The sequence below is a fragment of the Nonomuraea monospora genome (assembly GCF_039531895.1).
GTDB classification, from domain to species: Bacteria; Actinomycetota; Actinomycetes; order Streptosporangiales; family Streptosporangiaceae; genus Nonomuraea; species Nonomuraea monospora.
The window spans coordinates 72,686-83,110 of sequence record NZ_BAAAQX010000052.1 but is presented as its reverse complement, the minus strand read 5'-3'; the positions used below and the strand labels follow the sequence as shown (position 1 = coordinate 83,110).

11 protein-coding genes and 1 tRNA gene are annotated in these 10,425 nt (G+C 67.5%); 4 read left to right on the top strand and 8 right to left on the bottom strand.

Features of this window, described 5'->3' with window-relative positions:
• Window positions 1-321 precede the first annotated feature (321 nt).
• The 3 genes from ABD331_RS55010 to ABD331_RS55000 form a co-directional block, all read right to left on the bottom strand.
• Window positions 322-681 (bottom strand): hypothetical protein, encoded by a 360-nt coding sequence (locus ABD331_RS55010; protein ID WP_344494546.1) that lies wholly within the window; start codon window positions 679-681, stop codon window positions 322-324.
• A 679-nt stretch (window positions 682-1,360) separates the two neighbouring features.
• Window positions 1,361-1,837, bottom strand: a complete 477-nt coding sequence (locus ABD331_RS55005) for an NUDIX domain-containing protein (RefSeq protein WP_344494544.1) — start codon at window positions 1,835-1,837, stop codon at window positions 1,361-1,363.
• A 30-nt stretch (window positions 1,838-1,867) separates the two neighbouring features.
• Window positions 1,868-3,091 carry a helix-turn-helix domain-containing protein gene (locus ABD331_RS55000; RefSeq protein WP_344494542.1) on the bottom strand — a complete coding sequence of 408 codons (1,224 nt, stop codon included), beginning with the start codon at window positions 3,089-3,091 and terminating at the stop codon, window positions 1,868-1,870.
• 435 nt (window positions 3,092-3,526) lie between these two features.
• On the opposite strand from ABD331_RS55000, the gene ABD331_RS54995 reads away from it, so the two are divergent.
• A complete protein-coding gene (locus tag ABD331_RS54995) occupies window positions 3,527-3,712 on the top strand; it encodes a hypothetical protein (protein WP_344494540.1) in 186 nt (61 codons plus the stop codon).
• Between the two features lie 303 nt (window positions 3,713-4,015).
• Here ABD331_RS54995 and ABD331_RS54990 read toward each other — a convergent pair whose 3' ends face one another.
• Window positions 4,016-4,891: a GntR family transcriptional regulator gene (locus tag ABD331_RS54990; RefSeq protein WP_344494538.1), complete on the bottom strand. Its 876-nt coding sequence runs from the start codon at window positions 4,889-4,891 to the stop codon at window positions 4,016-4,018.
• Between the two features lie 110 nt (window positions 4,892-5,001).
• Between ABD331_RS54990 and ABD331_RS54985 the strand changes: the two genes are divergently transcribed.
• Genes ABD331_RS54985 through ABD331_RS54975 form a run of 3 tightly spaced genes read left to right on the top strand, consistent with a single transcriptional unit; the run spans window position 5,002 to window position 7,861 of the window.
• Window positions 5,002-6,483: a replication initiator gene (locus tag ABD331_RS54985; protein WP_344494536.1), complete on the top strand. Its 1,482-nt coding sequence runs from the start codon at window positions 5,002-5,004 to the stop codon at window positions 6,481-6,483.
• A complete protein-coding gene (locus tag ABD331_RS54980; protein ID WP_344494534.1) occupies window positions 6,480-6,680 on the top strand; it encodes a helix-turn-helix domain-containing protein in 201 nt (66 codons plus the stop codon). The genes ABD331_RS54985 and ABD331_RS54980 overlap by 4 nt, the downstream gene beginning before the upstream one ends.
• Complete coding sequence (locus ABD331_RS54975) at window positions 6,677-7,861, top strand: site-specific integrase (RefSeq protein ID WP_344494532.1); 1,185 nt, start codon at window positions 6,677-6,679, stop codon at window positions 7,859-7,861. Before ABD331_RS54980 ends, ABD331_RS54975 begins: the two co-directional genes overlap by 4 nt.
• Window positions 7,862-7,917: 56 nt before the next feature.
• Here ABD331_RS54975 and ABD331_RS54970 read toward each other — a convergent pair.
• The 4 genes from ABD331_RS54970 to ABD331_RS54955 form a co-directional block, all read right to left on the bottom strand.
• Window positions 7,918-7,992 (bottom strand) — tRNA-Val (locus ABD331_RS54970).
• A gap of 17 nt (window positions 7,993-8,009) precedes the next feature.
• On the bottom strand, window positions 8,010-8,951 hold the full coding sequence (locus ABD331_RS54965) for an ROK family protein (protein ID WP_344494530.1): 942 nt from the start codon (window positions 8,949-8,951) through the stop codon (window positions 8,010-8,012).
• Window positions 8,952-9,585: 634 nt separating this feature from the next.
• On the bottom strand, window positions 9,586-9,903 hold the full coding sequence (locus tag ABD331_RS54960) for a hypothetical protein (protein WP_344494528.1): 318 nt from the start codon (window positions 9,901-9,903) through the stop codon (window positions 9,586-9,588).
• 30 nt (window positions 9,904-9,933) lie between these two features.
• Window positions 9,934-10,395, bottom strand: coding sequence for a peroxiredoxin (locus ABD331_RS54955; RefSeq protein ID WP_148442357.1), 462 nt, complete (start codon window positions 10,393-10,395; stop codon window positions 9,934-9,936).
• Window positions 10,396-10,425 lie beyond the last annotated feature (30 nt).

The following is a 10,425-nucleotide window of genomic DNA, read 5'->3' as shown; positions in this document are numbered from 1 at the left end:
ACCCCGCCCGACCTGCCCGGCCCCGCCTGGATCAACAAGCCCAAGACCAACGAACCGAAGGACGCCACAGAGAAGACGACACAGAATTAGCCCAGCTCAACTGCCTTGATCAAATTGACAGGTTCCGTACCGAACGATCGCGTTGCCGCCGTTCCAGATGGACATGCATTCCCGACAGGTGCAGTCATGCCCTTGTGGCGCCCGTTCCCGCAAGGCGTCGGCGACGGGTAAAGGCAACCCGCTGTATGGGACCGGCTGTAGCGCCTCACCCCTCTTGCCCATCAGCACCCACCCATGCACGCTCGATCGGTGGACACTCCTTCAGATTCCGACCTGCGGCACCTCGCAGATCTCCTCGATCTGCTCCCGGGCCCCGACGAGAAGCGATTCTGGCGCGATGTCAACGCACGAGGGGACTCGGGCGAACTGCCCATGGCGTCCATACAGTTGCTCAGGCTGCTTGTGTTCGCCATGCCGGCACTGCGCAAGGCCAGCCCGACGCCCGGCGAGATCAGGCGGCTCATACACGCCCTCTTGATCGCCTTCGGCGGCGACCCCCGCCGGCTTCCTGAGGTCATCGGCGCAGAGCTCCCGTTCGTCACCGGCGGCCAGCCTGCGGTCATTGGCCGACTCTGGCTCGACGACCTGATCGCGACAAGCTGGCGTCTGTACGTTCGCCATCACGGGGACTCCGAGGAGCGCCTACGCTCCTGGCCTGACCCTCAATGGTGGGTCCGCAACCGGCGAGTGGGAAGCTAGAGAACAGCCGCGTTCCGCAGCACCTACCCGTCTATCGCCGGCGGCTTGCACGCGACGAATGTCTTCACGCCTGGGACTGAGTAGGCGTAACCCTGCTCGTGGAGGCAAGTGAGTAACGATCGCGCTCCCCCGTTTTCACGGACATACTCCCCCAGCAGGTGCGGACACAGCCTCGTGGCGCCTGATCCTGCAGAGGCGCTACAGGATGCGGTGGCGGACGCTGTCAACGACGGCCGATACGCCGACACCAGGAAGCCGACCGGCGTCAGAGGTTCCAGCGCTACGACACCACATCGTGTCGCGGCTACCGATCGTGCTCGGATGAAAGGTGACCGGGCTCCACCACGGGCACAAGGTCGTGCTTGACGAACTCGGCGAGCGGATCGCAGAGATCCAGACTCCCGTGTCCGATCTTCACCCGCGTCCCAAGAAGGGGGTCTGACCTGGGTGGGCGGTACTGGGTTCGAACCAGTGACCCCTCGCTTGTAAGGCTCGCCAGGAGAAGGTGGGATCTCGGATGATTCGAGGTCTCACCTCGGCGAACGCTCCACCCGAATCCCCCGCCGTCCGTGCTCGTCCCAGGCCGTTGTCACCTAGATAGTCACTCAGCGGGGACGGTTCTGCCGTGCTCCAGGTAGATGGTCTCGCCCTGCTCACGGGCGATGACAGCCGCCTTGAGACGACGGGCAAGACGCTCGATCATCAGGCCGTCCAGCTCGTCAACACGACGGAACAAATAGGCGCTCAGCTCTTTGTCGGCGAACCTGATCTGCTTGATCTCCTCGTCGTCCAGGATGCCGCCATCGAACACGAACAGGACCTTGTCGCCCTCCTGCGGGAGAGGTGCCCAATCGGCCACGAGAAGACGGCCGATGGTCGGCTGGATGCCCAGCTCTTCGCTTACCTCCCGGACGCAAGCCTCATAAGGAGTCTCCCCCGGCTCGACGTACCCGCCTGGGATGTCCAGATACGGTTTGTACGTGGGCCGGACGAGCAGCACACGCCCGCCGTCATCGAAGAACAGCACTCCAGCGGCAGCGCGGGCCTGAGCGAACCGCGCGGCCTCCTGATCGTTCACGGCCTCGACCTTACGCCACAAGGCCAGCTCTCACACGATGTTCAGACGCCGGGCGAGCGAGGCGAGTTGGAAGCCGGGCTTGCCTTTCTGCCTCCTGATCCAAGACATCGTGAGCTGGCGGCTGAGGTAGTGATGGCGTACTTGCTCGGGCGCGATGGCCTCAGCCTCCAGCAGCGCCGTCAGGGCATCGTCGGTACGGTTCCGCAAGCTGTAGGCGTGCGCCACGGCGAGACCATGGCGAGCGCGACGCTCGATCGGAAGCCCGCTGGTATCCAATCTCGGCCCGACATTCACGGCGACTTGGGTGTCTCCCAGTTCGATCGCCGTCGCCACCTCGTGGATGCGGACGTTCGTCGGCCCGAAGGCCGTCCACACGTAGTTGGCGTCCCTGCCCAGCCGCGCCGCCGACTCCCACGCCTCGGCGAGGAACGCACGCGTCGCTTCCCGGTCCTCGTCTCGCGCTGCCGCCATCGCCCCGGCGAGGTACAGCGTCCCGTACACCGACAGCAGTTCAGGCGTGGCGAGCGGAAGGCCGGGAGACAGCAGTTCGGCGGCGTCCACGGTGAGCTGCTTGGCTGCCGCGTACCGGCCGTTGGCCAGCAATGCGTGCGTGACACAGCGCAGCAATGAGGCCGTGATGAGCTGATCGCCGGATTCCCGCGCGAAGGTCAGGCCCCGCTCGGCAGCGATCCATGCGAGATCAGCCTCGCCCACCTTGGTCAGGATGCTGGCAGCAGCGTGATACACCTGCCCGAGCACGCCCAGCGCTGACAGGCGCGTATCGCCCGCACCGACACGTGCCGCGTGGTGAGCTTCGCCGATCAGCCCCGGAAGAACCCGTATGGCATAGCTGTACTTGGCTCCCTGGTACGCCCGCCACACTTCGTCAATGGCGCTCGTCAACGCGGTCAGGCTCGGCGGCTCCGCGTTGACGATCAACTCGGCCATCGGGGAAAGCTGCCGATAGTCGGTGATCGCCGCCCGCAGTGCGGGAATCGTCCGATCGCCGCTTTCATCCGTCCACTCGAACAACTGCGGCTCAGCCAGCAGATCACCGAGAGACACGTCCAAGGCGTTCGCCAATGACTTGATGACCGACAGCCGGTCCAAGGTGATGCGATCGTTCTCGGCCTTGCTCAGCCAATCAGTGGTCCGTCCCACCAACCCGGCCAGAACGTCTTGGGACATTCCTCGTCGTCGCCGGTACCAGGCCACTCGCTGGCCGATGGACAGGTTGCTCGTCATTCCCCGCATGCCCTCATCCTGAGCGGACGCCTACGACGGACCCCGGAATTTCTTTCCGGCCTAGCAGCTCAGCCCACACATACCGTCACGCTACGTCATCTCCGCACGTGATGGGAGTCCGCTCATGCAACCGCCGACCCGACCTCTTACGGCCGAGGAACACGCCGCCGCCGCCCTGGCGAACGCTCTCGCCTCTCAAAACGTCTCCGTAGACGTGCACGACGGCTACGGCCTGGCCCTGGTGTCCGTCTGGGTCGGACTGGTGGTCTGGTGTCACGGTGGGCGGTACTGGTGGCGATCGGCGTGGGATGCGCGGCGCCAGCGAGTCATCTACGCCTGGCATCCGTTCATCGACCCTGCTCGGGCCGCCGACCGCATCGCACTGCGCTACGCCCAGCTGCGGAAGGCTCACCCGTTCCCTACGCAGGTCACCGGAGCGCCGCCGTGCGCGTGACCTTGGAGCAGTTGATCAGAGCCTACCCGGCATGGCGGATCCAGGACCTGGCCGGAGGCTGGGTGGCCATGCGCAGGAGCCCGGTTCCTGACGCAAGCAGCCTGTCCAACGTCCGTTGCGGGGAGACGTTGACCGAACTGGCCGCGAACCTGGAGGCGGAGACCCGGCTGAAGTAACTCCTGCACCTCATCCGGACACCACCGCAGGCAGCAACCCGGGCGAATCGATGGCAACCCGACCCGGAGCACAGGGCCTTCAGGCCCGAGCACCGGAAGCGGGGCGGCAGGCTCTTGCATGCTCATCGCACGATACTCATCGGCGGGGCCGGCGGCCCGCGTGCGGTGGCGGGCGCGAACGGCCCCCAGGCCGCACGCGCAAGCCCGCCAGACCGCTAAGCGGGCGGGCGGCCCCGTGGCGAGCGCAGCGAGCCCTTGAACCAGTAAAGAAACTCTGAGCCAGTTCAACGAACCGCATGCCGTCTAGATCACGAGGTCAATGCCGTTGCCGCTGAGTTCCTGCTGCGTCAGAGCGGCTTCGGCGTCGTCGGCAAGCTCGCGGTGGTAGCCGATCTCGTAGCGGTTGGCGGGGGCCTTGACCTCGGTGACCTCGATGGGGTGGCCGTTGGGGTGGGCCATGGTGCGGCGGATGAGCAGAACGGCCTCGGCGTAGTCCATGCCGAGCACGACGCGTTCGTCTTCGTAAGCGATGCGGGCGCTGGTGAGGGTCATCCAGCGGACCGGGCCGTGCTCGCGAACGAGGGACTGGTAGAAGAAGGCGGGACGCTTGCGATATTGAGCGTGACGCTTGGGATCGTCCCAGTCGGGAAGCATGTCGGCGTTGGTGTAGGAGTTGATCTCCAGGCGGGCTGATGCCCCATGGATGACGGCGGTGTGGCCCCGGTGCCACATGCTGCGGCGGTGGATGATCGGGTGGCCGGGGCGGACGCTGAGCATGATCGCGATGTCGCGGTTGGCGGTGATCTTCTCGCCGGTGAACAGCGGAGCGTCAGGATCGGCGTCGCGCAGGGCGAGGTCCCAGCCGAACTCTTGCACGTCGGGGTGGTTGCCGGGAGCAGCGAGGTCGGGCCGGTCCCGGTCGGTGATCATGATGGCGCGGCGTTCGGGCATGGGGCGGACGAACGAGCCGCGTCCGCGCATGACGTAGGCCAGTCCTTCGGAGACCAGGGTGTCGATGGCCTTGCGGACGGTGGGGCGGGAGACGTCGTAGGTGCGGACGAGTTCAGGCTCACTGGGCAGTGCGCCGCCGGGTGCGTAGCGGCCGTCCAGGATGGCGGCCCGTAGGTCGGTGGCGATGACGCGCCAGCGGGCGTCCTTGTCCTCGATGCTGCTCTGCATGCTGCGCCTTCCTTGGTAAAACTTTCAAGACTACTTGTACTACAGGTTGACGTACGTCGCCATGTCTGTCAACATGTAGTACAGGATGTCAAACAAGGAGGTGGTGCCCTTTGAGCAAGACGGAACGGCACGATGATCAGCCGTTCGGCGGCGAGTGGCTGGCCGATCTCGCCCGCCTGGTCAACGCGCCCGGCTATGAGCGGTGGCGCTCCATGGTCGCCGCGACCGGCGGCTGCTCCCACCCGGTGCACCTGACCGGACAATCCATGATCGTGAATGCAGGTACCGGCGAGGTCCTGCACAGCTACACCACGGACTGCGAACCATCCGGGCATCTCCTGGTGGCCTGCGGCAACCGGCGGGCCTCGGTCTGCCCGGCCTGCTCCCAGACCTACCAGGCCGACACCTTCCACCTGATTCGGGCTGGCCTGTCCGGCGGCAAGGGCGTCCCCGAGACGGTCAGCGCACACCCCCGCGCGTTCGTCACCCTGACCGCACCCTCCTTCGGCTCCGTCCACTCCCATCGCAACGGCCGCGCCTGCCGTCCCCGCAAGCACGACACCCACTGCGAGCACGGGCGGGCGATCGGCTGCCACCTACGGCACGAACCCCACGACGAACGACTCGGCCAACCCCTCTGCCCCGGCTGCTACGACTACCCCGGCGCGGTGCTCTGGCAAGCCCACGCGGGCGCACTGTGGCACCGCTTCACCCTCTTCCTGCGGCAAGAACTCGCCCACCAGACGGGGATGAGCCGCCGCACCTTCGCCGAACACGTGAAGGTGTCCTTCGCCAAGGTCGCCGAGTACCAGCGGCGCGGCCTGATCCACTTCCACGCCATCATCCGACTCGACGGCCCTGACGGACCGGACCAACCGCCACCCGACTGGGCCGACCACCACCTGCTCACTCAAGCTGTCCCGCCCGCCGTTCGTCAGGTCACCGTCGCCACCCCCGCGAGCGATCTCGGCCGGTGGACCCTCGCCTGGGGCGATCAGCTCGACATCCGCCCCATCCTGTTCGACCCCGACGCCGACGGGCTCAGCGAACGCGCCGTCGCCTCCTACATCGCCAAGTACGCCACCAAGGGTGCCGAAGCCTCCGGCACCGTCGATTACCGCCTGTCCTGCCGGGCCTGCGCCGGACGCGGACGACTGCACCTGATGACCGTCTGCGGGCACTGCCACGGCAGCGGCCTCAAGCCCGGCCTCAGCCTGGACGCCCTGCCCGTCACTGACCATGCCCGCCGCATGATCCGTACCTGCTGGGACCTCGGCGCTCGTCCCGAGTTCCGGGCACTTCGCCTCCGCCCGTGGGCGCACATGCTCGGTTTCCGGGGCCACTTCTCCAGCAAGAGCCGCGCCTACTCGCTTAATCTCACCGACCTGCGCAACGCCCGCGCCGCCCACCGCGCCGCCGAAGCCCGTGACCGCCACGGCCTGCCCGCCCTCGGCGACGCCACCACCCTCGTCCTGGGCCACTGGCGGTTCGCCGGAATCGGCCACACCCCCGGCGAAGCGATCATGGCCGAACACATTCGCCAGAACGTCGCGACCGCCCGTCACATTGCGGCCCAGCGCGCCGCTGAATGACCCCACCTCTACCCGCCCACGAGCGGCGGCTCTACCGCGTCTGCGACGCCATGCATCTGCTCAGCCTCAGCCGCAGCGCGATCTACGAACTCCTCCGCTCCGGGCGGCTGCGCTCCGTCACGCAGGGGCGCACCCGGCTCATCCCCGCCTCAGCCATAGAGGACTACATCGCCCTACTCGAACAGGAGGCTTCATGACCGAACGACGCAGCCGAGGAGACGGCGGCCTGCACTGGGACGAGCAGCGGCAACGCTGGATCGCCTCGGTGACGGTCGGCTACACCCCGGCGGGCAAGCGCATCGTCAAGAAGGCCAGCGGCAAGACCAAGACCGAAGCCAAGGCCAAACTCAAAGAGATCATTCGCGACTACGAGGACGGCCTCGCCATCGCGCCGACCAACTACACCGTGGCCGACGCGGTGCGCTACTGGCTGGAGCACGGCCTCGGCGCACGGTCGGACGCCACGGTCAAGATGTACAACACCTACGCCAGCAAGCATGTGATCCCTGCTCTCGGGGCTCGCAAGCTACGCGATCTGTCCGTGGAGGACGTAGACAAGTGGCTCGCTGGCAAGACCAGCGAGTTGGGCACCCGATCGCTCAAGCTGATCCACGACATCCTCAACCGGTCGGTCAAGAGCGCGATGCGCCGAGACAAGGTGAAGCGGAACGTCGTGGATCTCTGCGACATCCCAGAGGGACGGGCCGGTCGTCCCTCCAAGGCCCTGACGCTGGCCCAAGCTCTCGCCGTCCTCACACAGGCGGAACAGGGCGGCGAGCGCATGCGAGCCTACATCGTCCTCTCCCTGCTGATCGGTGCTCGCACGGAGGAGTTGAGGGCGCTCCTCTGGTCGCACGTCGTGGCGTACGACCAGGCCCGTACCGCGTGGCTACCGGTCGCGCAGGTGGGCTGGGAGCACGACGAGTTCGCGGTCTACGTCTGGCGGTCCGTCCGGCAGAAGGGTGACACCAAGACCGTCAGGTCCCGGCGGTCGCTCAAGCTGCCCCAGCGCTGCGTGGCCGCGCTGCGACTGCTCAAGGATGCCCAGGACATCGCGCAGGAGAAGGCGGGAGACCGCTGGAAGGCCATGGATCTCGTGTTCTGCACACGCACGGGCACTCCCGTCACGGCGCACAACGTACGGCGCGACTTCCGGAAGGTCGTGGAGGCGGCCGGACTCACCGGACGGGAGTGGTCGCCTCGCGAACTGCGGCACAGCTTTGTGTCCGTGCTGTCGGACTCCGGCGTCGCGATCGAAGACATCTCGCGCCTGGTCGGCCACTCCAACACGGTGGTCACCGAGACGGTCTACCGGCACCAGATCAGGCCCGTGATCATGCAAGGAGCTGCGGCGATGGACAAGATCTTCGGGAGCTAGTCACTCACTTAGTCACTCAGACGCAGTTTCCAAGATCGCAGACTGGACGTCCTTGCTGGTGGGCGGTACTGGGTTCGAACCAGTGACCCCTCGCTTGTAAGGCGAGTGCTCTACCGCTGAGCTAACCGCCCCTGATCGGCACTACACCTTACGACACCAACGGCCCCGATCGCACATCCACCGCCCACCCGGGCCCCAGCTCAGGTCGGCCTGCCGCGCGCCAGCCCAGCAGGGACGCGCCGAGCATGCCTGCGTCCACGCCCAGGGCGGCCGGGACGAGTGGGGGTGCTTCGCGGAAGGCGAGGCGGTTGATGAGGCGGGTGCGTACGGGGTCGAAGAGGGCGGGGCCGGCTTCGGCGAGGCCGCCGCCGAGGACGATGACCGAGGGGTCGAGCAGCAGTGTGTACGTGGCCAGGGCCAGCGAGAGGGCCTCGACGGCTTCGTCCCAGACCTCTATGGCGATGGGGTCGTCCGAGGAGACGACCTGTTCGGCCTTGACGCCCTCCACGCCGGCGCGCTGGCTGTAGCGGCGGCCGACCGAGGCGGCCGAGGCGTACGTCTCCAGGCAGCCGAACTGGCCGCACGCGCACTGCTCGCCGTCCGGGAAGACCGGGGTGTGGCCGATCTCGCCGGCCCAGCCCGAGGAGCCGCCGTACGGTTCGCCGCGGATGATGGAGGCGCCGGCGATGCCTGTGCCGATGGGGAGGAAAAGGAAGTCCGTGAGGCCGCGGCCGGCGCCGAGGGTGCTCTCCGCCAGGCCGCCCGTGCGGACGTCGTGGCCGAGTATGACCGGGATGTCCAGGGTGGTGAAGCTGGTGGCCGGGACGTCGCGCCAGCCGAGGTTCGCCGCGTAGACGGCCGTGCTGTCCGTCACCAGGCCGGGGACGGCGAGGCCGACGCCGGCCGGGTTGCCGTCGCCTGAGGCGGCCAGGTGGCTGATGAAGTCGGAGATCGCCGCCACGACCGCTTCCGGGCCCTCGGCTCGGGGGGTCGGGCGCCGCTCGCTCAGCAGCACCGCGCCGGACTCGCTGACCAGGCCGCCCTTCATGGACGTGCCACCGACATCGAGCGCGACGACGAACGAACTCATAGCGGACACGGAAGGAGACGATAGCGCAGCTCAGTAAATGTGCGGAAAGGGGTGGGGAGGTCTGGAGCGTGGGGATGGATGGTGGGTGGCTGTGTCGCCTTGATGTCCCGTGTGTGGTGGCTGCATGGGGGTCGCATCGACGCGTGGACACCTGGGCGCCGGGGGCGGGGTGCTGGGCTGAGGGCGTGGGGCTGGGAGCCTGGCCGCTTGAGGGCTGGGGCTGAGGGCTGGGGCTGGAGCTGAGGGCTGGAGCTGAGGGTTGGGGCTGGGGCTGGGGCTGGGCGCTGGGGGCTGGGGGCCTTAAGATCGCGCCTCTCCCTGTGTCTCCCAGCAAAACCGCCCCACGCCCTCTGCGGCGGCTCAGGTCCAGACCGGCTCCAGGGCCGGTCCAGGCCCGCTCCCGACCAGATCCCGTACGGGCCAAGACTCGATCCAGGTTCGGCGCAGGGCTGATCCAGAGTCGGCGCACAGCCGGTCCAGATTCAGTCCGGGTCCAGTCCAGGGCCGATCCAGGACAGGCATGGACGACGGCGCCCCAAGCGCTCACACGCCCCCAGACCCCCCGTGAGCCCCCGGGGCAGGACGGAAGACCCCATGGAACCCCGCGAGCCCCGCATCAGGCTCACAGAGCGACTCAGGCCCGTCCCAGCACCCGGTTGAGCGCCGCCTCGACCTCAGCCGACAGCCCAGGCGGCGGTGCCACCGGAGCCGGGTCCAGGGTCTCGGACGTGCGCGCCAGCCACACCGCCCCGCAGGACCGGCACTCCACCTCGCCCAGCCGGCAGATGAGCGCCGTGGACCCGCAGGTGGAGCAGGAGTCGAGGTCGAGGTCGTGCAGCCGTTGACAGTCCGGGCAGATCAGCACCTGGGACTCGTTGCGCACCCCGCGCTGCCACGGGCTGGCGCCGCGCACCGGGTCCGTCTGCCGGGCCCCGCAGCGGTAGCAGGGCATCCTTCCCTCCGAAAGTCACGAGGAACGAAGTCATGAAATATCGGCGAGTGCCTTGATGTAGTCGGCGACGTCGCGTGCGGAGGAGATCGGATTGACCACCGACCACCGGATCACGCCCTCGCCGTCGATGATGAAGGTCCCCCGCTGAGCGAGCCCCTTCGCCTCATCGAACACACCGTACGCCTGCGCGACCTGTCCGTGTGGCCAGAAATCAGAGAGCAGGGAGAACGTGTAACCCTCGCGATCCGCCCAGGCACGATGCGTGAAGACGGAGTCGACGGAGACGGTCAGCAGCCGCGCGCCCTCGATCGGTTGATCGCGCAGGGCGGACAGCTCGCTGGAACAGGTCCCGCTGAACGCCAGCGGGTAGAAGACCAGCACGACCTTCTCGCCCCGGAGCCGTGACAGGCTCACCGGGGTGCCGTGCTGGTCCTGCAGCTCGAAATCCGGAGCCAGGGCGCCGACCTCGGCAGGATGTGCGTTCACAGCCATCATCCTGCCGTACGGCAGGCGCTCAGGCTC